At 77.9% G+C, this 24,879-nt stretch carries 21 protein-coding genes; 6 read left to right on the plus strand and 15 right to left on the minus strand.

The window, feature by feature from the left end; genetic code table 11:
- Positions 1-131: 131 nt before the first annotated feature.
- The 12 genes from WDV85_RS13500 to WDV85_RS13555 form a co-directional block, all read right to left on the minus strand.
- A complete protein-coding gene (locus tag WDV85_RS13500; protein ID WP_445263332.1) occupies positions 132-635 on the minus strand; it encodes an adenine phosphoribosyltransferase in 504 nt (167 codons plus the stop codon).
- Between the two features lie 46 nt (positions 636-681).
- Entirely contained in the window at positions 682-1,776 is a 1,095-nt protein-coding gene (gene secF / locus WDV85_RS13505) for a protein translocase subunit SecF (RefSeq protein ID WP_339571121.1), read from the minus strand.
- Between the two features lie 3 nt (positions 1,777-1,779).
- Positions 1,780-3,936: a protein translocase subunit SecD gene (secD, locus tag WDV85_RS13510; RefSeq protein WP_339571122.1), complete on the minus strand. Its 2,157-nt coding sequence runs from the start codon at positions 3,934-3,936 to the stop codon at positions 1,780-1,782.
- A 69-nt stretch (positions 3,937-4,005) separates the two neighbouring features.
- Positions 4,006-4,377 (minus strand): preprotein translocase subunit YajC, encoded by a 372-nt coding sequence (gene yajC / locus WDV85_RS13515; protein ID WP_339571123.1) that lies wholly within the window; start codon positions 4,375-4,377, stop codon positions 4,006-4,008.
- Positions 4,378-4,536: 159 nt separating this feature from the next.
- A complete protein-coding gene (ruvB, locus tag WDV85_RS13520; RefSeq protein WP_445263333.1) occupies positions 4,537-5,577 on the minus strand; it encodes a Holliday junction branch migration DNA helicase RuvB in 1,041 nt (346 codons plus the stop codon).
- Positions 5,578-5,735: 158 nt separating this feature from the next.
- Positions 5,736-6,365: a Holliday junction branch migration protein RuvA gene (ruvA, locus tag WDV85_RS13525; RefSeq protein WP_339571125.1), complete on the minus strand. Its 630-nt coding sequence runs from the start codon at positions 6,363-6,365 to the stop codon at positions 5,736-5,738.
- A gap of 69 nt (positions 6,366-6,434) precedes the next feature.
- Entirely contained in the window at positions 6,435-7,118 is a 684-nt protein-coding gene (gene ruvC / locus WDV85_RS13530; protein WP_339571126.1) for a crossover junction endodeoxyribonuclease RuvC, read from the minus strand.
- Positions 7,119-7,191: 73 nt separating this feature from the next.
- The gene (locus WDV85_RS13535) at positions 7,192-7,941 is read right to left on the minus strand and encodes a YebC/PmpR family DNA-binding transcriptional regulator (RefSeq protein WP_171204229.1); all 750 of its coding nucleotides are present in this window, start codon (positions 7,939-7,941) and stop codon (positions 7,192-7,194) included.
- 82 nt (positions 7,942-8,023) lie between these two features.
- Positions 8,024-8,671 (minus strand): pyridoxal 5'-phosphate synthase glutaminase subunit PdxT, encoded by a 648-nt coding sequence (gene pdxT, locus WDV85_RS13540; RefSeq protein WP_339571127.1) that lies wholly within the window; start codon positions 8,669-8,671, stop codon positions 8,024-8,026.
- Between the two features lie 11 nt (positions 8,672-8,682).
- Positions 8,683-9,444, minus strand: a complete 762-nt coding sequence (locus WDV85_RS13545) for a hypothetical protein (RefSeq protein ID WP_339571128.1) — start codon at positions 9,442-9,444, stop codon at positions 8,683-8,685.
- A gap of 181 nt (positions 9,445-9,625) precedes the next feature.
- Positions 9,626-14,251 (minus strand): glycoside hydrolase family 3 N-terminal domain-containing protein, encoded by a 4,626-nt coding sequence (locus tag WDV85_RS13550; RefSeq protein ID WP_339571129.1) that lies wholly within the window; start codon positions 14,249-14,251, stop codon positions 9,626-9,628.
- Between the two features lie 162 nt (positions 14,252-14,413).
- Positions 14,414-15,496 carry a hypothetical protein gene (locus tag WDV85_RS13555; RefSeq protein ID WP_339571130.1) on the minus strand — a complete coding sequence of 361 codons (1,083 nt, stop codon included), beginning with the start codon at positions 15,494-15,496 and terminating at the stop codon, positions 14,414-14,416.
- Between the two features lie 198 nt (positions 15,497-15,694).
- Here WDV85_RS13555 and WDV85_RS13560 point away from each other — a divergent pair, with 198 nt between their 5' ends.
- The 4 genes from WDV85_RS13560 to WDV85_RS13575 are packed head-to-tail and all read left to right on the plus strand — an operon-like array spanning position 15,695 to position 19,635.
- Complete coding sequence (locus WDV85_RS13560) at positions 15,695-16,915, plus strand: kynureninase (RefSeq protein ID WP_445263334.1); 1,221 nt, start codon at positions 15,695-15,697, stop codon at positions 16,913-16,915.
- Positions 16,912-17,952: an SDR family NAD(P)-dependent oxidoreductase gene (locus tag WDV85_RS13565; protein ID WP_339571132.1), complete on the plus strand. Its 1,041-nt coding sequence runs from the start codon at positions 16,912-16,914 to the stop codon at positions 17,950-17,952. Before WDV85_RS13560 ends, WDV85_RS13565 begins: the two co-directional genes overlap by 4 nt.
- Before the next feature lie 10 nt (positions 17,953-17,962).
- Positions 17,963-19,057: a TIGR03557 family F420-dependent LLM class oxidoreductase gene (locus tag WDV85_RS13570; protein WP_339571133.1), complete on the plus strand. Its 1,095-nt coding sequence runs from the start codon at positions 17,963-17,965 to the stop codon at positions 19,055-19,057.
- Positions 19,058-19,116: 59 nt separating this feature from the next.
- Positions 19,117-19,635 carry an AAA family ATPase gene (locus WDV85_RS13575; protein WP_339571134.1) on the plus strand — a complete coding sequence of 173 codons (519 nt, stop codon included), beginning with the start codon at positions 19,117-19,119 and terminating at the stop codon, positions 19,633-19,635.
- A 42-nt stretch (positions 19,636-19,677) separates the two neighbouring features.
- Here WDV85_RS13575 and WDV85_RS13580 read toward each other — a convergent pair whose 3' ends face one another.
- Together WDV85_RS13580 and WDV85_RS13585 are read right to left on the minus strand one after the other, a co-directional pair.
- Positions 19,678-21,105 carry a hypothetical protein gene (locus WDV85_RS13580; RefSeq protein ID WP_339571135.1) on the minus strand — a complete coding sequence of 476 codons (1,428 nt, stop codon included), beginning with the start codon at positions 21,103-21,105 and terminating at the stop codon, positions 19,678-19,680.
- A 135-nt stretch (positions 21,106-21,240) separates the two neighbouring features.
- Positions 21,241-21,429: a hypothetical protein gene (locus WDV85_RS13585; protein WP_298803120.1), complete on the minus strand. Its 189-nt coding sequence runs from the start codon at positions 21,427-21,429 to the stop codon at positions 21,241-21,243.
- A gap of 130 nt (positions 21,430-21,559) precedes the next feature.
- On the opposite strand from WDV85_RS13585, the gene map reads away from it, so the two are divergent.
- Complete coding sequence (map, locus tag WDV85_RS13590; RefSeq protein ID WP_339571136.1) at positions 21,560-22,450, plus strand: type I methionyl aminopeptidase; 891 nt, start codon at positions 21,560-21,562, stop codon at positions 22,448-22,450.
- Positions 22,447-23,256: a polyphosphate--glucose phosphotransferase gene (gene ppgK, locus WDV85_RS13595; protein WP_339571137.1), complete on the plus strand. Its 810-nt coding sequence runs from the start codon at positions 22,447-22,449 to the stop codon at positions 23,254-23,256. Before map ends, ppgK begins: the two co-directional genes overlap by 4 nt.
- A gap of 117 nt (positions 23,257-23,373) precedes the next feature.
- On the opposite strand, the gene WDV85_RS13600 is transcribed toward ppgK, so the two are convergent.
- Entirely contained in the window at positions 23,374-24,777 is a 1,404-nt protein-coding gene (locus WDV85_RS13600; protein ID WP_339571138.1) for a hypothetical protein, read from the minus strand.
- Positions 24,778-24,879: the final 102 nt, after the last annotated feature.

Raw genomic sequence — 24,879 nt, forward strand, 5'->3', positions numbered from 1 at the left:
CTCCCAGGCGCCCCGGGCGGTCCCGGCGGCGCGTCGTCGCAGGCCACCAGCCTACGTCCGTGCCCCCGTCCCGCGGCCGCGCCCCGCTCGAGGGGCCCTCGGGTCCGGCGTCGCGGTGGCGCGGAGCCGGTTCAGAGCCGCAGCAGCGCGGCCACGCGCCGGCCCGGCAGGGCGGCACGGCCGCCGAGGGCCTCGATCTCGGCGAGCACGAGCACGCCGGCGACCTCGCCGCCGGCCCGCTCGACGAGGCGGCACGCGGCCGCGGCGGTGCCGCCCGTGGCGAGCACGTCGTCGACGACGACGACGCGCGCCCCCGGGGGGACCGCGTCGGCGTGGAGCTCGACCGTCGCCGAGCCGTACTCGAGGTCGTAGGTCTCGGCGAGCACCTCGCGCGGGAGCCGGCCCGCCTTGCGCACGGGCACGAAGCCGGCGCCCGCCGCGACGGCGACGGCCGCCCCGAGGACGAAGCCCCGGGCCTCCACGCCGGCGAGGGCGTCGACGTCGTCGGGGAGCAGGTCGGCGAGGCCCAGCACGGCGTCGGCCAGCGCCGCCGCGTCCGCCAGCAGCGGCGTGATGTCGCGGAAGACGACCCCGGGCCGGGGGTGGTCGGGCACCTCCCGCAGGAGGGGCAGCAGACGGTCGGCGAGGCCCTCTGCCGTCGCAGCGCCCGCGCGGGCGGGGTCAGCCACGCCGGCGCCCTCGCCGCGGCTGCGGGCGCTGGCCCCGCGGCCCCTCGTCGGCGGCGCCGCCGGCCGTGGCGAGGGCCGGGGCCGCCGGGCCCTCCGCGGCGAGGCGGGCCTCCTCGCGGCGGGAGGCGCGCACCTGCTCGGTGTGCGCCCGCACCCGGTCGTCGCGGCCCTTGATCTCGGCGAGGACCGCCGGCGCCACGAAGATGGAGGAGTAGGTGCCCGCGAGCGTGCCCACGAAGAGGGCCAGGGACACGTCGCGCAGGGTGCCGGCCCCGAGGAGCAGGGCGCCGATGAAGAGGATCGAGGCGATCGGCAGGGCCGCCACGACGGAGGTGTTGATGGACCGCACCACCGTCTGGTTGACGGCGAGGTTGATCTGCTCGAGGTAGGTCCGCGAGGACCCCTGCAGCACCCCCGCGGTCTGCTCGCGCACCTTGTCGAAGACGACGACGGTGTCGTAGAGCGAGAAGCCGAGGATGGTGAGGAAGCCGATGACGGAGGCCGGCGTCACCTCGAAGCCGACGAGGGCGTAGACGCCCGCCGTCACGACCAGGTCGTGGACCAGGGCGACGAGGGCGGCCGCCGCCATGGCGAGGTCGCGGAAGTACACGGCGATGACACCGGTGACGAGCACGAGGAAGATCCCGATGCCGATGAGGGCCTGACGGGTGATGTCCGCCCCCCACACCGGACCGACGTAGCTCGACGTCACCTGCCCCGGGTCGACGTCGTACGCCGCCGCGAGGGCGTCCGCGACCTCCGTCGTCCGGTCCTCGGGGACGGCCTCGGTCTGGATGCGAACGGAGTCGCCGCCGACCACCGACACCGACGGGGGCTGGGCGTCGGGCAGCACCGAGGCGACCGCCTCGACCGCGGGGTCCTCCGAGGTGTCCGCGACCTGGGACACGCGGTACTCCGAGCCCCCGGTGAACTCGATGCCGGGGTTGAACCCGCGCACGACGAGCACGAGGACGGCCAGCAGGACGACGACGCCCGTGATGGCGAGCAGCCGGCGCCGGCGCTCGACGAAGTCGAAGGACCGACGACCCGTGTAGAGATCGTTGCCGAAGGCGGCGAAGCTGGGCACGGGTCAGTCCTCCGTCGGGGTCGTGCGGCCGGCGCCGTGGTGGGCGGGGTCGCCGCCCCCGGCGCTGTCTCTGCTGCCGTCGGAGCTGCCGCCGTCGGGGACGCCCTCCTCCTGCTCCCGCCGCTCGCGCGCCTCGGCGGCGCGGCGCTCGGCGATGGTCATCCGGCGCGGCTGGGCCGCGGCGGCCGGGTCGAGGTCGCCCGGGGTGCGGTCGCGGCGGCGCCGCTCCCCCTCGCCGCCGCCGTCGTCGTCCGCGGGCGGACGGTCGTCGGCGCCGGCCGCGAGGTCGCGCCCGCTGGCGGGCTGGGCCACGCGGCCCCTCCCGGCGTAGACGGTGCGCCCGAGGTGCTCCGCGTCGAAGCCGGACAGCCGGTGGCCGCTCGCGAAGAAGCGCGTGCGGGCGAGCAGCGTGACGAGCGGGTGCGTGAGCATGACGACGACGAGCAGGTCGATGAGCGTCGTCAGCCCGAGGGTGAAGGCGAAGCCCTGCACGCCGCCGACCGCGAGGACGTAGAGGACCACCGCGGCGAGCAGCTGCACGACGTCGCTGATGATGATCGTGCGCCGTGCGCGCGCCCAGCCCGTCTGCACCGCCGCGGCGACGGAGCGGCCCTCGCGGACCTCGTCGCGCACGCGCTCGAAGTAGACGATGAAGGAGTCGGCCGTGACGCCGATCGCGATGATGAGGCCGGCGACGCCGGGCAGGCTCAGCCGGTAGCCCGACGTCCAGCTCAGCAGCGTGATGGCGCCGTAGGCCAGCAGCCCGGCCACCGCGAGGCTCGCGACGGTGACGAGGCCGAGGAGCCGGTACTGCAGCAGCGAGTAGACGACGACGAGCCCGAGGCCGATGAGCCCGGCGAGGACGCCGCGCTGCAGCTGCTCGGTGCCGAGCGTCGCGGAGATCTGCTCCTGCGTCTGCACCTCGAAGGAGACGGGCAGGGAGCCGAAGCGCAGCTGGTTGGCCAGCGTCTGCGTGGACTCCTGCGTGAAGGTGCCCGAGCCGCCGTCGTCGATGCGGGCCTGGCCGCCGGGGATGGGACCGTTGACGCTCGGCGCCGAGATGACGAGGCCGTCGAGGACGATGCCGAACTGGTTCTGCGGCGACGGCAGCTGCGAGATCCGCGAGGTGATGTCCGCGAAGGCGTCGCCGCCCGCGCGGGTGAAGTCCATCGTGACGACCCAGCCGCCGGTGGAGAAGCCCTGGTCGTTCGTCGCCGGCTGCGAGGCCGCGCCGGTGAGGTCGGAGCCCGTGAGCTCGACCGGCCCGAGGAGGTACTTGGCCGAGCCGGTCTGGTCGCACGTCGCGAGGGGCAGGGCGTCGTCGGACTCCGTGCCGCCGGTGCGGTTGGCCGGGTCGGTGCAGTCCAGCGCCGCGAACTCGGCCGCCAGGTCGGGGGTGATCCACGCCAGGTCGCTGGCGCTCGTGGGCTCCGCCGCGGGCGCGTCGGTGGGCTGCTCCCCCGGTGCCTCCGTGGCCGGCGCCTCCGTGGCGGGCGCCTCCGTCGCGGGGGCCTCCGTCGCGGGGGCCTCCGTCGCGGGGGCCTCCGTGGTGGGTGCGGTGCGCAGCGCGGGCGGGATGACGCTGCCCTGCGTGGACCCGGGCGTCGGCTCCGCCGTGGTGGGCGCCTCCGTGGCGGGCGCCTGGGTCGACGGCGCGTCCGTGGCGGGCGCCTCCGTCGACGGAGCCGTGGCGCCCGCCGTCGGTGCGTCGGTCGGCGTGCCCTCGCCGGGCTGCGCGGTGGCGTCGATGGGCGTGGGCCCCGCGACGGCCAGGACGGGACGGAAGGTCATGCGCGCCGACTGGCGGATGAGCTCGAGCGTCGCCTGCTGCGTCTGCGGGTCGCCCGGCAGCTCGACGAGGATGTTCTGGCTGCCCTGGGCGCTGACGTTCGCCTCGCCGATGCCGCTGCCGTCGACGCGCTGGCGGATGATCTCGATGGCGTCGTCGATGGTGTCCTCGGTCACCTCGCCGCTCTGGCCCGGCTGGGCCACGGGCGTGAGGATGACCCGCGTCCCGCCCGCGAGGTCGAGGCCGAGGCCCGGCGTCCACGAGGCGGTGGACCACTGCGCGGCGGCGGCGATGCCGCCGTAGAGCAGCGCCAGGACGACGCCGAGGGCGCCGAGCGTGCGGATCGAGCGGGTGCGGGTCGTGGCTGCCACGGCTGCGTCGTCCTCCGAGCGGTCAGGGGCTCCGGGACGCGGCGCCGTCGCGGCGGTCCCCGGGGCGGGTCAGGCGGGGCGGCGCGAGCCGTCCGACGGGTCGTCGCGCGGGTCGTCGTCCTCGACGACGTCGTCGTCGGCGACCCGCTGGTCCTCGACGACGTCGTCGTCCTCGTCGACGACGGGGGCCGCGGGGTCGACCCGACGGGCGATGGCCTGCCGCAGCCACCACGTGCGCACGCCCGGGGCGACCTCGATCTCGACGCGGTCGTCGCGGACGCCGGTGACCGTGCCGAACTGGCCGGACGCCGTCATGACCTCCGTGCCGACGGCCAGCTCGCTCTGCATCTGCGCCACGGCCTTGCGCTGCCGGCTGCCCCGGACGCTGAGGAGCACGAGGGGGACGAGCAGGAGCAGGAGGACGAGGGAGAAGGGATCCATGGCGGGGCGGGGCCAGCCTTCGCAGTCGGCGTCAGGGTCGGTCGCGCGATCACTCGGTCGTGCGGCTGGTCACTCTACGGGAGCACGACACCGGTCCCGGCGCCCTCGACGGCGGTGCCGCGCGCCGTGCCGCGCGCGGCGACGCGCCCGGTCGGGCCCTCAGGACGGCGGCGCCGCCCGGTCGTGGTCACCGTCGTCGTCCCGGTCCTGGCTGTCGCCGTCCCCGTCGCCCCCCAGGGGGAGCGTCGCCTGCAGCGGCGCACCCGGCGGCGGGCGCAGCCCCAGGTGGGCCCAGCCGTCCGCGGTCGCGACGCGCCCCCGCGGGGTCCGGCCGAGCAGTCCCTCGCGCACGAGGAAGGGCTCGGCCACCGTCTCGACGGTGTCGGGCTCCTCGCCGACCGCGACGGCGAGGGTCGAGAGCCCCACCGGTCCCCCGCCGAAGCGGCGGCACAGCGCGTCGAGGACCGAGCGGTCGAGGCGGTCCAGGCCGAGCTCGTCGACCTCGTAGACGCGCAGCGCGGCGCGGGCGGCGTCGGCGTCGACGACGCCCGTCCCCCGCACCTGCGACCAGTCGCGCACCCGCCGCAGGAGGCGGTTCGCGATGCGGGGCGTGCCCCGGGAGCGCCGGGCGATCTCGGCGCCCCCCGCGGCGGTGAGCTCGACGCCGAGGAGCTGCGCGGAGCGGCGCAGCACCTGCTCGAGCTCGTCGGGCGCGTAGAAGTCCAGGTGGCCGGTGAAGCCGAAGCGGTCGCGCAGGGGCGCGGGCAGGAGCCCGGAACGGGTGGTGGCGCCGACGAGCGTGAACGGCGGCAGGTGCAGCGGGATGGCCGTGGCGCCCGCGCCCTTGCCGACGACGACGTCGACCCGGAAGTCCTCCATCGCCACGTAGAGCATCTCCTCGGCCGGGCGCGCCATCCGGTGCACCTCGTCGACGAAGAGCACCTCGCCCTCCTCGAGGGAGGACAGGACGGCGGCCAGGTCACCGGCGTGCTGGATGGCGGGGCCGCTGCTGATGCGCAGCGACTGGCCGAGCTCGGCGGCGACGATCATGGCGAGCGTCGTCTTGCCGAGCCCGGGCGGGCCGGAGAGCAGGACGTGGTCGGGCGCCCGGCCGCGGCGGCGCGCCGCCTCGAGGACGAGGGACAGCTGCTCGCGCACGGCCCGCTGCCCGACGAAGTCGTCGAGGGAGCCGGGGCGCAGGGCCGCCTCGGCGGCGCGGTCGTCGAGGTCCTCGGCCGGCTCGACGAGGCGGCCGCCGCGCGCCGCGCGCTCCGCGAGCTCGGCCTCCTCCGCGGCGGACGGTCCGCGGGCGAGGCCGACCTCGGAGGAGCCGTCGCCGTGGCGGCCGGGGCCGGCGCTCACCGGCCCCGCCCGAGGTGGCGCAGGGCGTCCCGCAGGACGGCGGCGACGTCGCGGTCGTCCTCCTGGCCCTCGTCCGGGGCGACCGCCGCGACCGCCTCCGCGGCCGCCCGCGCCGTCCAGCCCAGACCCACGAGCGCCTCGACGACCGGGCCTCCCCCGTCGGCGGCCGGCGCGGCCGCGGGCGCCGGGGCGGGGGCCGGACCGGCGCCGGCACCGCCCTCGCGCGCGGGACCGAGCCGGTCGCCGAGCTCGAGCACGAGCCGCTGCGCGCCCTTGCGCCCGATGCCCGGCACCCGGCACAGCGCCGTGAGGTCCTCGGCGGCCACGGCGGCCCGCAAGCCGTCGGGCGCGTGGACGGCGAGCATCGCGAGCGCGAGCCGCGGTCCCACCCCGCTGACGGTCTGGAGCATCTCGAAGACGGCGCGCTCGTCGTCGTCGGCGAAGCCGTAGAGGGTGAGCGAGTCCTCGCGCACGACCATGCTCGTGGCGAGCTCCGCCTCGGCACCGACCCGCAGCGTCGCGAGGACGGCCGGCGTGGCGTGGACGAGGAGGCCGACGCCCCCGGTGACGACGACCGCAGCGTCGAGGCGGACGGACGCGACGGGGCCGCGGACGCTGGCGATCACGGTGTGCTCCTCGCTGCGGCGCGCCGTCGGCACGGGACGGGCGGACCGGACAGGTGTTCGACGCCGACGCTAGCGCCCCGGCGCGGCGCCCGGGCGCACCCGTCCACCGCGGCGCGCCGTGCCCCCGGGGGCCTTACCCGCGGCGGCTCCCCACGCCCCGGGCCGCACGGCCCGCGCCGCGCGGTCGGCCTCCGCCCACGCGGCCTGCGCCGCCGTCGCCCGCCCTCCACCAGCGCCGCCACCGCCGGCGGCTCCGGAGCTCGCGGCCCCTCCCCCGGCGGGCGCCCCGCGCCACAGGTGGCACAGCGCGAGCGCGAGCGCGTCGGCGGCGTCGGCGGGCCGCGGCGCCTCGTCGAGGCCGAGGATGCGGGTCACCATCGCCGTGACCTGGGCCTTGCCGGCCCGCCCCGAGCCGGTGACGGCGGCCTTGACCTCGCTCGGCGTGTGCAGCCCCACCGGGACGCCGGCCCGCGCCGCCGCCAGCAGCGCGACGCCGGACGCCTGCGCCGTGCCCATGACCGTGCTGACGTCGTGGCGGCTGAAGACGCGCTCGACGGCGACGGCGTCCGGGCGGTGGCGGGCGACGGCGAGCTCGAGCGCCTCCGACACCGCGAGCAGCCGCTCGGCCAACGGCGCGTCCACGGGGGTGCGGACCACCGCGACCTCGACGAGGCGCGCGCGCCGGCCCGGCAGCCCGTCGACGACGCCGACGCCGCAGCGGGTGAGCCCCGGGTCGACCGCCAGCACGCGCACCGGCCCACGGTCGCAGCCGCGGGACGCCGCGGCGCCGCGCGACGCGCCGGGACGGCCGGCCGCGGCGCCCGGGTCAGCCGACCTGCGCGAGCACCTCGTCGCTGGCGTCGAAGTTGGCGTAGACGTTCTGCACGTCGTCGCTGTCCTCGAGCGCGTCGATGAGGCGGAGCACCTTCTCGGCGCCCTCGGCGTCGAGCTCGACCTGCATCGAGGGCACGAACTGCGCCTCGGCGGAGTCGTAGTCGATGCCCGCGTCCTGCAGGGCGGTGCGCACCGCGACGAGGTCGGTGGCCTCGCTGATGACCTCGTAGACGTCGCCGGCCGCGTTGACCTCCTCGGCGCCCGCGTCGAGCACGGCCGTGAGGACGTCGTCCTCGCCGAGGCCCTCGGCCGGCACCGTGACGACGCCCTTGCGGGTGAAGAGGTAGGAGACGCTGCCCGGGTCGGCCATCGTGCCGCCGTTGCGCGTGAAGGCCACGCGGACGTCGGACGCCGCCCGGTTGCGGTTGTCCGTGAGGCACTCGACGAGCACGGCCACGCCGTTGGGGCCGTACCCCTCGTACATGATCGTCTGGTAGTCGGCCCCGCCGCCCTCGGCGCCCGAGCCGCGCTTGACGGCGCGGTCGATGTTGTCGTTGGGGACCGAGCTCTTCTTCGCCTTCTGGATGGCGTCGAAGAGGGTGGGGTTGCCCGTCGGGTCCCCGCCGCCGGTGCGGGCCGCGACCTCGACGTTCTTGATGAGCTTCGCGAAGAGCTTGCTCCGCTTGGCGTCGACGACGGCCTTCTTGTGCTTGGTTGTTGCCCACTTGGAGTGGCCGGACATGGCGGATCGACCTCCTGCGCGTGCGGGCCCCGGCCCCCCGCCGGGACGTGCGCTGCGGGCCCGGCCCGACGGGCTCGTCGGGTCAGGCCGCGCGGACGATCTCGGCGAAGAGCCGGTGCACCCGGGTGTCCCCGGTGATCTCCGGGTGGAACGACGTCGCGAGCAGGTTCCCCGCTCGCACCGCGACGATGGTACCGGCGGCGGGCCCGGCGGGGACGACGCCGAGCGCCTCGACGCCGGGCCCCGCCTCCTCCACCCACGGCGCCCGGATGAAGACGGCGTGGACGGGACCGGGCGCCACGGCCGCGGCGCCGTCGGGGTCGGGCCACGCCCGGTCGCTGACGCCCGTGATCTCGAGGTCGGTCTCGAAGCTGTCGACCTGGCGGCCGAAGGCGTTGCGGCGGACGGTGACGTCGAGCCCGCCGAGCGTCTGCTGGTCGCGCGTGCCGTCGAGGAGGCGGTCGGCCAGCAGGATCATCCCGGCGCACGAGCCGTAGACGGGCAGGCCCTCGCGGATCCGGCGCACGAGCGGCTCCCGCAGCTCGAAGACGCGCAGCAGCTTGTCGATGACGGTGGACTCCCCGCCCGGCAGCACGAGCCCGTGGACGGCGGCCAGCTCCTCCGGGCGCCGGACGACGACCGCCTCGGCCCCGGCGGCCCGCAGCGCGGCCAGGTGCTCGCGGCTGTCGCCCTGCAGCCCGAGGACGCCGATGACGGGGGCAGCGCTCACGGCGGTCGACCCTACGGGGCGGCGCGGACGCCGCCGGCCACCCCCGACCCGCCCCCGGAGGGGGTGCCGGGCGCCGGCCCCGGGGCCAGGGGCGACGCGAGCCGGGCGCGCTCGACCTCCCGCGCGGCGCAGGCGTCCTCGAGAGCGCCCCGCGCACCCGGGTCGGCGGCCTCGAGCTCCACCAGCTCCAGCGCCCCCGCGGGCGGCCGCACGAGCAGCCACGGCGCGAGGGCGGGCGCGGGCTCGCAGCCGACGTCGACGGTGAGCACGACCTCGGTCGTCCCGCCGGCGCGGACGACGACGGGCGCGTCGGCGCGGGAGGCGAGCCAGCCGGCGCCGGTGAGGGCGACCCGGCCGGGGACGCGGCGTCCCGGCTCCCCGGACCCGCCACCCAGGACGACGACGTCGACGCCTCCGCGCCCCTCGACGGCCAGGCGGACGGCCAGCACGTCGGCGCGCGGGTCCGCGTCGGGGTCGGGGCGCGCCTCGACGACGACGAGGCGCACGGCTCCGGGCTCGTCCGCGGCGGGGGCCGGGGGCCCGGACCGTGGCGAGAGGCCGGCGCCCGCCGCGCCGATCCCGGCGAGGAGGAGGAGCGCGGCGACGGCGTGCGCGGCCGAGGGGACGTGACCAGGACGCTCGGCGCTCGCAGCGGGCGGCGTCGTCACGTCGTCGGGCTCCCCGGCGTCGGGCCTCGCGTCGTCGGGCGGGCCGGCCGGCGTCCCGTCGCGGGCCGGCGTCGCGGGAGCGCGGCCGAGGCCGTCGCGGCTCAAGGCGCGCGCCGGTGCTGCTGCGGGACCTCGTCGTCCACGGCGACCACGCTACGCCGCCTGGTCCCTCCACGACCGTCCCAGCGCGAGCTCCTCAGCGACCTCACCAGCACGACGGGCCCGCGACGAGGACGGGCCCGGCGCCCCAGATGGGGGCGGCGGGCCCGTCGCTGCGGTGGCGGGCTCAGCGCTCGGCGACCACCTCCGCCATGAGCCGCGCCGCGGTCACCGCGTCGCCGCTGACGAGCGCGTGCTCGGCGTCCGCGACGAGGGCCGCCGCGCCCGGCGCCGCGTCGCCCGCGACGACGTCGGCCTGGGCGACGTCGCGCAGCACCTCGACCACGGCGGGGACGACGTCGGCGTCCTTCCCGCGGCCCCGCTGCGTCTGCTCGACGACGGCGAGCAGGCGCTGCCCGGCGGTCGCGCGGGCCGCGGAGGAGTCGCGGACGTCGCCGTCGGCCGTCCACACCGGCGCCCGCAGGGCCGAGCGGACCCGGGAGGCCACGGCCCCCGGCCCGAGGTCGGCCGCGACCGCCTCGAGCTCGGCGCGCGGCGCCGTCGTCGACAGGCCCCAGCCGTAGGGGAAGGCGGGGTCGTAGACGTCGTCGCCCTGGTTGACCGGCACCTGGTCGGCCGACGCCGGCCAGGTCACGGGCAGGCGGCCCGAGAACGGCCGGTCGCCGAAGAGGACGTCGGCGACGCCGGCGCCCTCCGTGCCGGGCAGCCACGTGGCCACGACGGCGTCGGCGGAGTCGAGCACGTCGCCGAGCACGAGCGGGCGCCCGGTGGCGAGCAGGACGACGCAGTCCTCCACCGCGGAGCACACCCGGTCGACGACGGCGCGGTCGGCGTCCGTGAGCTGCAGGGTGAAGCCGTTGTTGCCGACGTCGCCCTGCCCCTCCGCGTACGGGCGCTCGCCGACCACGACGACGCCGACGTCGGCGCCCGTCATGTCCGCCGAGGCGTCGGGGCTCACGACGACGTCCGCGTCCGGCGCCACCTCGGCGATGCCGTCGGCGATCGTCGTGCCCTCGGTCGTCGCGCCCGAGCCGCCCTGCCAGGAGATGGACCAGCCGCCGAGCTGGCGGCCGAGGTCGTCGGCGCTCGAGCCGGCGACGTAGATCCGGCCCTCCTTCGCCAGCGGGAGGACGGGCTCGCCGACCGGGCCGTTGGCGAGGAGCACCTGCGAGGCCGCGGCGGCCTCGCGGGCGACGGCGCGGTGCTCGGGCGAGCCGACCTCGTCGACGCCGCTGCGGTCCGCGAAGGGCTGCTCGAAGAGCCCGGCGTCCATCTTCTCGGTGAGGATGCGCGTCACCGCGTCGTCCACCCGCGAGACCGGCAGGCGCCCGGCCTCGACGCCGTCGGTCGCCGCGGCGATGAAGGCGCCGAAGTTGTACGGCGCCATGACCATGTCCATGCCCGCCGTCAGCGACCGCTCGACCTTCTCGGCGTAGGTGCCGCCGGGCAGCTTGTCGACGGCCTCCCAGTCGCTGATGAGGAAGCCGTCGAAGCCCAGCTCGCCCTTCAGCAGGCCGACGTTGAGGTCCTCGTTCTCCGTCATCCGCACGACCGGGCCGTCGCCGACCTGGACGGCCGAGTACGACGGCATGATCGTCCCGACGCCCGCCGCGATCGCCGGCACGTACGGGTCGACGTGCAGGCGCCGCAGCTCCTCGAGGCTCTTCACCCGGGTGATGCCCTGGTCGATCGGGTAGCCGGACCCGGCGAGCGCCGGGTCGTAGTCGGTGCCGCCGTCGCCGACCCAGTGCTTGGCCGTGGCGAGCACCTCGTCGGACGCCGTGATGTCGCTCGGGTCGTCGCCCTGCAGGCCCTGCACCGCCGGGGCCGCGTAGGCCTCGACGAGCGCCGGGTCCTCGGAGAAGGACTCGTAGGAGCGGCCCCACCGCTCGTCGCGCGTCACGCACAGGCACGGCGCGAAGGTCCACGGGATGCCGGTGGCGCGCACCTCCGCGGCCGTCACCCGCCCCTCGGCGCGCACCAGCTCGGGGTCGCGCGCGGCGCCCATGCCGATGTCGTGCGGGAAGAGGGTCGCGCCGACCACGTTGTTGTGGCCGTGCACGGCGTCGACGCCGTAGACGAGGGGCACCTGCAGCCGCGTGGACAGCGCCTCGCGCTGGAAGCCGTCGACCATGTCGGCCCAGCCGGCGGGCGTGTTGTCCTCCGGCACCGACCCGCCGCCGGAGAGCACCGAGCCCAGGCCCAGCTCGGCGATCTGCTGCGGCGAGGACAGGCCGAGGCGCTCGGCCTGGGCCATCTGGCCGACCTTCTCCGCCAGCGTCATCCGGCCGAGCAGGTCGGCGACCCGCTCGTCCGTCGGCCGCGTGGCGTCGAGGTAGGGGAAGCCGTAGGCGTCGAGGACGACGCGCGGCACCGAGGAGACCTGCACCCCGCTGGGGGCCGTGACCTCGAGGGCGACGGTGCGGGCGTGGTCCTCGTCGGCCTCGCCGCGCAGGGTCGGGACCTCGAACGTCGCGACGTCCCCGTCCACCGAGCCGGCCGGGAGGACGACCTGGCCGCTCGCCGCGGCCACGTGCTCGCCGACGACGGCGCCCGTCCCCGGGTCCTCCGGGTCGGTGACGGCCCAGTCGAGGACGAGGTCCTCGGCCAGCGGCTCGTCGCCCGACAGGTCCAGCCGCAGGCCCGCCGTCGCGGTCTCCCCCGGCGCGACGAGGACGACGTCCTGGGCCGCCTCGACCGAGGTCGTGACGACGGGGGCCGGGGAGCCGCTCACGGCGACGTCGTCGAAGCGGTAGCGCACCGGCTCGGGCGTCCCCGGCGTGAAGGTGACGGCGTAGCCCCAGGCGCGGTCGAGGTCGAGCGTCCCGTTGCGGGTCGCCGCGTCACCGGGCTGGTAGCCGGAGAGCGCGAAGTCCTCGAAGGGGATGACGACGTGCTTCCAGCGGCTCTCCGCGCTCCCCCACCGGTCGAGGAAGCTCGCGCGCCACAGCTCGGAGTGCTCCCCGTCGGTGCCGCCGTCCTTGAGCTCGACGACGATCTCGTTCCCCGCGGTCGGCGAGGCCGGGTTGCTGTCCTGGCTCGCGTACCACCACATCTCGAAGGCGCCGTAGGAGCTCCAGTCCTGCGTCTCGGCGAGGTTGTGGGACAGGCCGCCGTACTGGCCGGACGGGATGGAGTACTCCCCCGCCAGCACGTGGTTCTCCTCGGGCCCCCCGGGGCGGTCGAGCTGCTCCTGGCCGATGCTCGGCACGGCGTCGTCCGAGGCGCCCCAGCCGAAGATCCCGGTCGTGGCGCCGGGCGCGGCGAGCGGGAGGTCGCCCTCGAAGTCGTCGACGACGAGGCGCTGGGTGAGGACGCCGACGTCGTCGAAGCGCCAGTCGCCCGCCCCGAGCGCCGAGAGCGTGACGGCGTAGCCGAAGACGGTGCTCGGGTCGAAGCGCGCGTCCGAGTCCGGCGCGCCCTTCTCGCGCAGGTCCGAGAAGCGGACGGCCACGCGGCGCCAGCCCTCGGCGTCGTCGGCGAGCTGCACCTCGAACTTCGTCGCCGAGTCGGCGTTCGTGCCGCCGCTCTTCAGCTCGTAGGCGAGCGTGCGGCCGGTGCCGCGGCCGAGGAACCAGAAGCCGAAGCCGTCGGCGGCGGACCAGTCCTGGGCGGTGCCGTAGTCGTGGGTGAAGCCGCCCCAGCCGCCGTCCGGCATCTCGGCGACCTGGGCGCGCAGCGCGCTGCCCTCCGTCCCCTCCCGCTCGGCGGGCACGAGGGACAGCTGCGGCGTCGTCGTCGACCCTGAGCCCCAGGCGAAGACGGGCAGCGGCTCGGCGTCGAAGGCGTCGAGCACCGTGACGTCGCCCTCGGAGACGGGCGCGGGCGGGGCCGGCGGCGCCTCCACGGCGGCGACGACGAGCGACGTCGTCGTGCGGGCGCCCAGGGCGATGGCGTCGGTCGGGTCGGAGAGCACGAGCTCGGCCGTGCGCCCCGGCGTGGCGCCCTCGAGGACGGGCACCTCGACCGAGGCCTCCGTCTCGCCGGCGAGGAAGGCGACCTGCGCGTCCACGGCGGCGACGTCCTCGCCGACGACGGCGTCGCCGCCGGCCGACGTCACGCGGACGGTCGCGTCGCGGTCGGCGGGCTGGCCGAGGCGCACGGGCACCGTCGCGGTCGTGCCGGGCTCGGCCTCGGTCGTCGCGGCCGGGAAGGCGGCGGCGGACACGTCCGTCGTGCCGAGCACGCGCAGGGCGAAGGCGGAGTAGCCGTAGCGGTGCGGCACGCTCGGGTCCCAGTCCCACTGCGAGCGCCGCTCGAGCATCTGCAGGCGCACGGCCCGGACGTCGTCGCCGGCGGCACCGAGGTCGAGGACGTCCTCGCCGCCGTCGCCGTCCTCGACGACCTCGACGGTCTCCCAGGTGGCCGCGTCGTCGCCGGGCGCGGCGTCGGAGACCTGCACCGCGTAGCGCGTGGGGTACGCCGCCTCCCAGTCGACCTCGACGGCGCGGACGTCGGCGGGCACGCCGAGGTCGGCCGTCACCTCCGCCTCGAAGACGACGTCGGCGTCGGGGCCGTTGCCGCTGGCCCAGCGGGTGCCCGGGTCGCCGTCCGTGAGGGCCTCGACGGGGAAGGTGCCGTCGGCGTCGTCCTGCGACGCGGACGCCGTCACGAGGGCGGTGAGCGCGAGGTCGCGCTCGGGCGCGGGGGCCGCCGCCGCGCCCGCGGCGCCGAAGCCGGTGAGCGCGAGCGAGGCCGCCGCCGCCGGGGCGACGGCGCGGCGCAGCGCGCGCCGTCGGGACCGGCCGGGGAGGGGTGCGGTGGGGGGACCGCCGGGGAGGGTGGGGGGCATCGACAGCTCCGTCGTCAGGGCGAGCGCCGTCGCCCGCCACCGGTCGCACGCTAGGAGCCCGGACGAACGATGCACAAGGTGCGGACACGGCACAGGTCGCGCACCGGACGGCGAGGACGATCTCGGGGGCGGACGGGCGAGGGGCGGCACCGGGCCGCCGGCTCAGGAGGAGGTCCGCGCGGCGCGCGACGGGTCGAGCGGCGGCGCGCACGCCCGCCCGACGGCGAGGGCGACCTCGGTCGCGGCGCCGCCGAGGTCGACCGGCACGAGGGGCGGGCCGTCGGCGTCGTCCCCGCCGGTCCGCTGCGCGAGGAGGCCGGCGTCGCTCGTCAGGTCCCCCACCCGCAGCGCCCCGGCGCACCGGGGAGGGTCGACGGCGAGGACGACGCTGGTCGTCACGCCCGGGCGGAGCTCGACCTCGCCGTCGGCGAGCGCGACACCGGAGATGCCCCCGCCCCCGAGCACCCGCAGGCGGTAGGCCACGTCCGAGGTGTTCTCGAGCGCGATCCCGACGGCCCGGCCGTCCTCCTCGAGGCCGTGGCCGACGACCCGCACGGGCGCCAGCGCCGTCCTCGCCCGGAGCTCGCACGCGCTCGTCAGGACGTCCTGTGCGGGGCCCTCCGCCCCCTCGGGCGACTGCAGCGCGACGACCCGCGCGCCGCCGCCGTCGGTGCGCACCCGCAGCCACGGCCGCCAGTCGGGCGGCGCCTCGCAGGAGGCCTCGAGCCGCAGGACGAAGGCCCCCACGCCGCCGGCGGGCACGACGAGCGCCTCGCCCGCCCGGTCCGACGGGACCCGCGCGGTCCCGCCCACCTCGACCGACCCCGCGACGCCCTCTCCCGGCGGGCCGGTCCCACCCCCGAGGACGACGGCGTCCTGCGCCCCCAGGCCGACGACCCGCAGGTCCAGCGCCAGCCCGTCGTCGCCCGTCCCGTCGAGGTCGGGGAACGCCGAGACGAGCAGGAGACGGACGTCGGCGGCCTCCTGCGCGCGCACGGCGAGCAGCGCCGCACCGGCGCCGAGCACCGCGGCGACGAGGAGGGCCAGGGCGCCGCGCCACCCCGGACGCGCGCGCCGGCCCGTGGGAGCGCGGGCGGCCTCACCGCCCTCGCCGTCGCTGCCGACCGCTGCGTGGTCGTCGAGCTCGGTCGCCGGCGCGGGCGCCTCGCCCGGCACCCCCGGCGCCGCCCGGCCCGTCATGTCCCGGCCCGTCACGTCCCGGCCGCCCGTCGCGTCCCGGCTCATCGCCGGCCCTCGCCGCGCCGCCGTCGGATGAGCACCGCGCCACCCTAGGCAGGCCCGCCGGTGGCCGTCCGGCCCGCGGCGCCGCCCCGTGGCACAGTCGGCGCCGTGCTGGACGACGCCCCCTCGACCTCCCCTCCCGAGGTCCGGACGACGGCGGCGCCGTCGCCCGGCCGGCACGTCGACGCCGACGGCCTCCACCTGCGCGCCGCCGAGCTCGACGCGGTCGAGCCCCTGGCCCACCTCGTCGAGCGCTTCGTGCGACCCGAGGGCCTCGTCTACCTCGACGGCAACTCCCTGGGCCCGCTGCCGCGGCACGTGCCCGACGCCGTCGCCGACGTGGTGCGCCGCCAGTGGGGCGCCGAGCTCGTGGCCGCCTGGAACAGCGAGGGCTGGTGGGAGGCGCCCCAGCGCGTCGGCGACCGCGTCGGCCGGCTCGTGGGCGCCGCGCCCGGCCAGGTGGTCGTCGGAGACTCCACCTCGGTGCACCTCTTCCAGTGCTACGTCGCCGCCGCCCGGCTGCGCCCGGGCCGCCGCGTCGTCGTCGCCGACCCCGACGCCTTCCCCACCGACCTGCACCTGCTCTCCTCGGCCGCGCGGCTGTGCGACCTCGAGGTCGCGCCGGCCCGACCCGCCGACGTCCCGGCGCTCCTCGCGGCGCGGGGCGACGAGGTGGCCCTCGTCGCGCTCTCGGAGGTCGACTACCGCACCGGGGAGCGCTGCGACGTCGCCGCCCTCACCGCGGCCGCCCACCGCGCCGGCGCCCTCGCCCTGTGGGACCTCGCGCACTCGGTCGGCGCCACGGACGTCGACCTCGACGCGGCGGGCGCCGACCTGGCCGTCGGCTGCTCCTACAAGCACCTGAGCGGCGGGCCGGGCGCACCGGCGTGGGTCTACGTCGCCCGGCGGCACCAGGCGCTCGTCGACCCGCCGCTCACCGGCTGGCACGGGCACGCCGACCCCTTCGCCATGGACGGCCGCTACGCCCCCGCCGACGACGTGCGCCGGATGCGCATCGGCACGCCGCCGATGATCTCGCTGCTGGCCCTGGACGCGGCGCTCGACGTCCTCGACGACGTCACGCCCGCCCAGCTGAGGGCTCGCTCGACCTCGCTCGTCGGCTTCCTCGCCGAGGCGCTCGAGGCGCTCGTGCCCGAGCTGCCGCTCGCCGGGCCCCGCGACCCGAGCCGCCTCGGCGGCCACGTCGCCGTCCGCTCCCCCGACGCCTGGGGCGTCGTGCGCGCCCTCGCCGCCCGCGGCGTCGTCGGCGACTTCCGCGCCCCCGACCTCGTCCGCCTCGGCGTCGCCGCCCCCAGCACGACGCACGCGGACCTGGCGACGGCCGTCGTCGACCTGCGCGCCGTCCTCGACGCCGGCGAGCACCGCGACCCCGCGCACGCCGTGCGCCCCACCGTCACGTGAGCGCCCTGCCCGACGGCGCCCCCGGCGCCCCGATCGACGGCGCCCCCGGCGCAGGAGCCGGCCGCACCGTCCTCGTCACCGGCGCGAGCTCGGGCATCGGGTGGCACGCCGCGCGCCGGCTCGCCGCGCTCGGCGCCCGCGTGCTCCTGGGGTCGCGCGACGCCGTCCGCGGCGAGCGCGCGGCCGCGGCGCTGCGGGCGCGCGTTCCGGGAGCCGACGTCGCGGTGGTCGCGCTCGACCTCGCCGACCTGCGGTCGGTGCGGGCCGCCGCCGCCGACGTGGTCGCCCGCGGCCCGCTCGACGCCCTCCTCGCCAACGCCGGGGTCACCGGAACGCCGGAGCGGCGCACGAGCGCCCAGGGGCACGAGCTCATGCTCACGACGAACCACCTCGGCCACGCCCTGCTCACCGCCGAGCTGGTGCCGGCCCTCGCCGCCGCGGGCGAGCGCTCGGGCGGGGCGCGCGTCGTCGCCGCCGGCAGCATCGCCCACCGCTTCGTGCACCCGCCCGCCGACGAGCGGGGCTGGCAGTCGGCCGACGGCTTCGCCTCCTCCTGGAGCTCTTTCCGGGCGTACAGCCGCTCCAAGCTCGCCGTGCTGCTGCACGCCGCCGAGCTCGACCGGCGCCTGCGGGCGGCGGGCCTGCCCGTCCACAGCCTCGCGTTCCACCCGGGCTACGCCGTCGACCTCCTCGACGCCGAGGACCCGCAGGCCGACGGCGGCCGGCCGGCGCGGCCCTCCCGCGCCCGCCGCGCGGCCGCGAGCGCCGCCGGGGTGCTGCTGCAGGGCAAGGACGGCGGCGCCCGCCCCGCCGTCGCAGCCGTCCTGGCCCCCGGAGCGCTCCCTCAGGACGAGGACGGCTTCGGCTACCTCGGCCCTGGCGGACCGCTGGAGCTGGCCGGCCCGCCGCGACGGGTGCGCACGACCGCCGACGTCCGCGACCGCGCCGCCGCGGCACGGCTGTGGGCGCTCACCGAGCAGCTCGTCGACGCCGACCTCGAGCCGCGCGCCGGCGACCGACCGGGCCCGCGCCGGTAGCGTCGCCGGCATGAGCGAGGCCGCGACCCCCTCCCCCGCCGGTGCCCCCGCCGAGCCCGCCCCGGGCGCCGGTCCCGCGCCGTCGTCGTCCTCGGGGACGGCGTCGCCCTCGCTGACGGTCGGCTACGCCGCGATGCTCGAGCAGTTCACCCCCACCGAGGCGGTCGAGCTGACGGCCCTCGCCGAGCAGCACGGCTTCTCGGGCTGCATGGCGGGCGACCACTTCGCCCCCTGGGTGCCGCAGCAGGGCCAGGCCGCCTCGATCTGGCCCGTGCTCACGGCCGTCGGCGAGCGCACCCGCGGCGACTTCGGCTCCGGCGTCGTCGCCCCGGGCTGGCGGTGGCACCCCGCCGTCGTCGCGCAGGCCTCGGCGACGCTCGCGGCGATGTACCCCGGGCGCCACTGGCTCGGCGTCGGTGCGGGCGAGGCGCTCAACGAGCACGTCGTCGCGCCGTACTGGCCCGAGGGCGGCGAGCGCTCGGCGCGCATGTTCGAGGCCGTGGAACTGATGAAGAAGCTCTTCGACGCCTCGCTCGCCGGGAAGGACAGCAAGTTCCAGGGCACCTGGTACCGGCACGAGACGACGCGGCTGTGGACGATGCCCGAGCAGCCGCCCGAGGTGCTCGTCGCCACCGCCGGGCCGCTCAACGCGAAGCGCGCCGGGCGGTCGGCGGACGGCCTCATCACCGTCGGCGCCCCGCTCGAGAAGATCTCCGGCCTCTTCGAGCGCTTCGACGCCGGCGCCCGCGAGGCCGGCAAGGACCCCTCGACGATGCCGAAGGTGCTGCAGCTGCACCTGTCCTGGGCCCCGACGGACGAGGAGGCCCTCCGCAACGCGCTCGTCGAGTGGCCCAACGGGGGGATGAAGTTCCCCAAGGCCGACATCCGCTCCCCGCACGACTTCGCGGCGATGGCGCAGATGGTGCGCGAGGAGGACTTCGAGGGCCGGATGGTCATCTCGAGCGACCCCGACGTGCACCGCGCCGCCATCCAGCGGCACGTCGACCTCGGCTTCGACCGGGTCTACCTGCACAACGTGGGCCGGAACCAGCGGGAGTGGGTCGAGGTCTTCGGCCGCGAGGTGCTGCCGGCGCTGCACCGGTGACGACGGGCGGCCCCGCTCGTCCCGCCGAGCACCCGGCCGGCGGGCGGAGGGTGGCTGCCGTGCCCTGCCTCGTCGTCGTCGCGGGCCCGCAGGCCTCGGGGAAGAGCGCGCTGGCGTCCGCGCTGGGGGCCGAGCTCCGTCGGCGCGGCGAGCGGGTCGCCGTCGTCGAGCTCGACGCGATCGCCGCGATGGCGGTGCCGACCCTCCCCGGCTGGGCCGAGGCGCACGCGGTCTTCGAGGAGGTCGTGCGGCTCTGGGCGCGCACCGACCTCACCTGCGTCGTCGCGGAGGGCTCCGGCACCGGGGCCGAGGTCGCGCGCCTCGTGCGCGTCGCGCCGCCCGGCGCCGCGGTGCTCACCGTGGCCGTGACCACGGACCTGGCCACCGCGCACGCCCGCGCGCAGGAGGACCCGACGCGGGGGGTGTCGAAGGACCTCGCCTTCCTGCGGGGCGTCTACGACCGCTGGCCGCAGGAGCGGTCGGCGATGGCGCCGGACGTCGTCCTCGACACCACGGCGACCGACGTCACCGCCGGCGTCGCCCGCGTCGTCGACGCCCTGGCGGCACGCCCCTGCTGAGAGGGACGGCGTGCGGCGACGCACGGGCGCCCGGCGGCCGGCCTACCGGTCGCCGCAGCCCCAGAGCTCCAGGTCGGTCTCCCCGACGGGGGCGAGGGCGGCGCCCACGTCCTGCGCGTCGTCCAGCCAGACCGCGAGGTCCTCGGCGAGGTCGTCCCGGCCCCGCGCGTCGTCGAGGCGGACGAGGACGGCCGTGCAGGCGCGCGCGTCGTCGGCCGGGTCGACCCACGTCGTCCACGTGTCCCCCGCCCACGCCGTCGTGACGACGTCGTCCTCGAGGTAGTAGCCCTCGTCCTCGGCGTCGGCCACGAGCGGCAGGAGCGACAGGGGGAAGAGGCCGAGGGTGCCCGTCCCCAGCACCTCCGCGCCCTCGGGCGCCGCAGGGGCGGGGACGTCGACGCCGGGGGCCAGGCCGGGCGACGCGCCCGGGACGCCGCGGGCGGCGAGCACCTGCTCGGTGGTCGAGAGCGGCTCGCGCAGCAGCGTCGTGACGGCGCCCGGGCCCTGGGCGTCGGCGACGGCGTCGACGGCGACGTAGCCGTAGTCGTAGGGGAAGAGGGCGAGCGCGTCGGCGAGGGCGTCGTAGGTGCGGTCGTCGGCGCCCCCCTCGTCCGCGCCCCTCTCCACCGGGTCCTCGTCCCACGCCTCGTCGTAGGCGTCGAGCTGGTCGTCGTCGAGCCCGTCGTACCAGGCCCAGGCGACGCGCTCGGCGTCGCCCTCGACGACGGCGGCGTGCGCGCTCACGGCCTCGGGCGCCAGGTCCGCGTCCAGGGCCGCGTCGAGGTCCACGTGCTGCGCGTCGAGGGCGTGCACGAGCTCGTGGACGAGCGTCTCCTCGACGAGGGGCGACCACCGGGTGCCGCGCAGGACCACCTCGTCGACCTCGGGGTCGTAGAAGCCGAGGACGTCGGCGTCCCCGGCGGACCAGGCCTCCTCGTAGGTCGCGGCCGACGGCGTGAGCCCCAGGGCGGCGTAGGTCTCCGCCCGTCCGTCGCCCGGGTCGTCGAGACCGGCGGGCCAGGCGTCCTCGAGGCCCTCGTCGGGGCGCGCGTCGCCGCTCGAGGGGGCGTCACCCGGTCCCTCGCCGTCGAGCGCCGCCGCGAAGGCGTCGGCGTCCAGGGCCCGCACGGGCACCTCGCGCTCCCACTCCAGACCGCGCTCGTCGGCGACGAACGCGCGCAGGCGGGGCAGCTCGTCGGGCAGCGCCTCGGCGACGGACCGCTCGCCCGACCCTCCCGTGGCGCGCTCGAGGACGTCGCCGAGGGACCCGCCCCCTCCTCCGGCACCGCCGGCGAGGAGGACGCCGCCGAGGGCGCCGGTGCCGAGCCCGGCGCAGCCGCCGAGGACGAGGCCGAGCGCCAGACCGCCGCCGCCCAGCGCCCACGCGGCGCGCGACGGGCCACGAGGCCGCGGCGGAGACGTCGGCGCGGCGTCGGGCGGGGCCTCGTCGGCCGGGCGGGGGTCGCTCACCTCGTCATCCTCGGCGGGCGCCCCGGAGCCGCCGACGGGGCACGGCCTCCCGTCACCCGTTCGGGTGCAGCCAGCACGGTCCAGCCCAGCACGGTGCAGCCCGGCTCGGTGCCGCCCGGTGGGGCGCCCGCGCGGTCACAGGTCCTGCTCGCGCTCCTCGGCGTCCCAGGCCTCGGTGCGCTCGCGCGCCGTCGCCAGCGCCCGCGAGGCCTCCTCGCGGGAGTCGTAGGGACCCATGAGGGTGCGCCCCAGGCTCTGCGGCCCGTGCTCCACCTCCCCCGTGGTGACGTTGTAGAACCACGCCGTCCGCTCGTCGTCCGCCATGGCGCCCATCGTGCCCGCGGCGACGGGCACGGGCGAGACCGGCGCGCGGCGGAGCCGTGCCCGCCGCGGAGCCGGCCGCAGGTCGGGTCGCCGCGTGCGCCGCCCGGCGCCCCGGTGCTTGGATGCCGCCATGGCCCCGCCCGCTGCCACCGCCCCCGCCGGGGCGCTGCGACCCGGTCGGGTGTCCCCGCGCCGCCCCGTCCCCACGGGCGTGCCGCGGCCCGAGTACGTCGACCGGCCGGCGCCCCGGCCCGACGGCGCGCCCGAGGTCAAGGACGCCGAGACGGTCGAGCGCATGCGGGTGGCCTGCCGCCTGGCCGCGCAGGCCCTCGCCGAGGTCGGTCGGCACGCCGTCCCGGGGGCGACCACCGACGAGCTGGACCGCGTCGGCCACGAGTTCCTCCTCGACCACGGGGCCTACCCGTCGACGCTCGGCTACCGCGGCTTCCCGAAGTCGCTGTGCACCAGCGTCAACGAGGTCGTGTGCCACGGGATCCCCGACTCGACCGTCCTCGCCGACGGCGACATCTGCAACGTCGACGTGACGGCGTTCGTGGTGCTCGACGGCGTCGGGGTCCACGGCGACACCAACGCCACCTTCTGCGTCGGCGACGTCGACGAGGAGTCGCGGCTCCTCGTCGAGCGCACGCGCGAGGCCACCGACCGCGGCATCCGCGCCGCGCTGCCCGGTCGGGAGCTCAACGTCGTGGGCCGGGTGGTCGAGCGGTACGCCCGGCGCTTCGGGTACGGCGTCGTGCGCGAGTACACCGGCCACGGCATCGGCACGTCCTTCCACTCCGGCCTCGTCGTCCCGCACTACGACGCGGCCCCCCTGCACGACGACGTCATCGAGGTGGGCATGACCTTCACCGTGGAGCCGATGCTGTGCCTGGGCACCGCTCGGCACGAGATGTGGGACGACGGCTGGACCGTCGTCACCGCCGACCGGCGCCGCAGCGCGCAGTTCGAGCACACGATCCTCGTGACCGGGTCCGGTCCCGAGGTCCTGACGCTGCCGTGAGCGCCGCGGAGCCGGCACCGGCGACCTCCCGCGGGCGGGCGGTGGGCATCGACATCGGCGGGTCGGGCATCAAGGGCGCCCCGGTCGACCTCGGGTCGGGGGCCTTCGCCGCGGACCGCGTGCGCGAGCCCACGCCCCGGCCGTCGACCCCGGACGCCGTCGCGGACGTCGTCGCGGCCCTCGCCGGCCGCTGGCCCGACGGCCCGCTCGGCGTGACCTTCCCGGCCGTCGTCAAGGACGGCGTGACCATGACCGCGGCCAACGTCGACACGGCGTGGATCGGCACCGACGCCGCCGGGCTGCTGGGCGAGCGCACCGGCCGCCCGGTCCACGTCGTCAACGACGCCGACGCGGCCGGCGTCGCCGAGGCGCGCTACGGCGCGGCGAAGGACGTGCGCGGCGTCGTCATCGTGGCGACCCTCGGCACCGGCATCGGCACCGCGCTGCTGCACGACGGCGTCCTCGTGCCCAACACCGAGCTCGGGCACCTGGAGGTCGACGGCCACGACGCCGAGACGCGGGCCTCCGACGCCGCCCGCGACCGCGAGGACCTCTCGTGGAAGGACTGGGCCAAGCGCCTCCAGCGGTACTTCTCGGCGCTCGAGGCGCTGCTGCAGCCGGACCTGCTCGTCATCGGCGGCGGGGTGAGCAAGAAGAGCGAGAAGTTCCTGCCGCACCTGGACCTGCGGGTCCCGGTCGTGCCCGCGCAGCTCCTCAACACCGCGGGCATCGTCGGCGCCGCCGCCCTGGCGGCCGAGGCCGACCTCGACCCCGGCACCGCGGACGCCGCCGGCTCGCCCGGCTGACCGACGGCACCCCGGGCGCCCACGCCCATGGGTGCGGCGGCGTCGAGCCCCGCCGCTCCGGCTCGGTGGGGCCCGCGGGGGCGTCGTGCCGCTCGGGTGTCCCGACGGCCGGCCCGGCTAGGGGCGGTCGTCGGCCTCCACCGCGAGGACGACCTCGCGACGGCGGCGCAGCCACGGCGGCAGCAGGAGGAGCGACGCGAGCGCCACCACGGGCTCGGACGGCTGGGCGGGCTCCGCCGGGGCGACCTCGACGGCCGGCTCGACGGTCAGCACCGGCTCCGGCTCGGGCACGACGGCAGCACCGGGCTCGACGGACGGCTCGGGCATCTCGGGCTCCGGCTGCTCCGGCTCGGCGGACGGCTCGGGCTCCGGCTCGACGGACGGCTCGGGCTCCGGCTCGACGGACGGCTCGGGCTCCGGCTCGACGGACGGCTCAGGCTGCTCCGGCTCGGCGGGAGCGTCGACGACCGGCACGACCGGGGCGGGCGCGGGCTCCGGCTCGACGGGCTGGTCGACGACCGGCTGCTGGACGTCGGGCGCCTGCGTGCCCGGTGCTGCGGCGTCGGGGGCCGACGCGTCCGGGCCGCGCTCCACGGGCGGGGCGGCGTCGGGCTGCCCGGCGTCGGGCTGCCCGGCGTCTGGCTGCCCGGCGTCTGGCTGCCCGGCGTCTGGCTGACCCTTGTCGGGCTGACCCTTGTCGGGCTGACCCTTGTCGGGCTGACCGTTGTCCGGCTGACCGTTGTCCGGCTGACCGGCGTCCGGCTGCCCGGCGTCCGGCTGCCCGTTGTCGGGCTGCCCGGTGTCCGGGGCGTCGGTACCGCCCGGCCGGGGCGTCAGCGGCTCGTCGGTGCCGGGGGTCGGCCGGGGGTCCGGCGTCGTGCCCGGGCCGGTCCCGGGGCCGTCCGTGGTGGGCTGGTCGGTCACGGGCGGGTCCACCGGCCCGTCGGTGACCGGCGGCTCGTCGGGGTCCACCTCGACCGGCGGCGGCTGCGAGGGTCCCTCGACGCCCGGCCCCTCGACGCCCGGCCCCTCGACGCCCGGCCCCTCGACGGGCGGGTCGGCCGGTGCCGGCACCGCCGGCGCGGGGGCGGGGTCCGCCGGAGCGGCGGGCTCGGGAGCCTCCGCCGGCGCCTCGGGCGCAGCGGTCGGGGAGGTCGTCGGGGACGCCGGCGCGGGGGCGGGCAGGCCGAGGACCTCGGGCGGGACGGGCGCGAGCCACCCCTCCGCCTCCTGCGGGTACGGGCGGGCGTCGAGCAGCGACCGCGGCGCGCGACCGGCGGCCGCACCGGGCTCTCCGGCGGCCTCGACGACGCCCTCGTCGCCCGCGAGGCCGGCGGTGCCGGCGGCCTCGGGCGTCGGGGTCGGCCGGGGCACGGCGCCGTCGGCGGAGGCGGCGCGGACGCGCACGGTCTCGCCCGAGGCCGAGGCCAGGGCGCTGTGGCCGGCGGCGACGAGCAGCACGACCCCGGCGCCCACGGTGACGACCTCGGCGGGGTTGCGGAGGGGGCGACGAGCGGGCACGCGCTTCCCCTCCCTCGGGGCCGACCGCGGCGCGGGGCCGCCGGTCCTCGATCTCGGCGCGGGTGCGCCAGGTCCCCCGAGAGTAGCCGTCGGCCCTCCGCC

This window comes from Pseudokineococcus sp. 5B2Z-1 (assembly GCF_037482305.1).
GTDB lineage: Bacteria > Actinomycetota > Actinomycetes > Actinomycetales > Quadrisphaeraceae > Pseudokineococcus.

Bases quoted from the DNA above. Each gene is read 5' to 3' on its own strand.
- yajC (WP_339571123.1), bottom strand. From the start codon at position 4,377: ATGGATCCCTTCTCCCTCGTCCTCCTGCTCCTGCTCGTCCCCCTCGTG.
- WDV85_RS13535 (WP_171204229.1), bottom strand. From the start codon at position 7,941: ATGTCCGGCCACTCCAAGTGGGCAACAACCAAGCACAAGAAGGCCGTC.
- WDV85_RS13550 (WP_339571129.1), bottom strand. From the start codon at position 14,251: ATGCCCCCCACCCTCCCCGGCGGTCCCCCCACCGCACCCCTCCCCGGC.
- WDV85_RS13555 (WP_339571130.1), bottom strand. From the start codon at position 15,496: ATGAGCCGGGACGCGACGGGCGGCCGGGACGTGACGGGCCGGGACATG.
- WDV85_RS13570 (WP_339571133.1), top strand. From the start codon at position 17,963: ATGAGCGAGGCCGCGACCCCCTCCCCCGCCGGTGCCCCCGCCGAGCCC.
- WDV85_RS13585 (WP_298803120.1), bottom strand. From the start codon at position 21,429: ATGGCGGACGACGAGCGGACGGCGTGGTTCTACAACGTCACCACGGGG.
- map (WP_339571136.1), top strand. From the start codon at position 21,560: ATGGCCCCGCCCGCTGCCACCGCCCCCGCCGGGGCGCTGCGACCCGGT.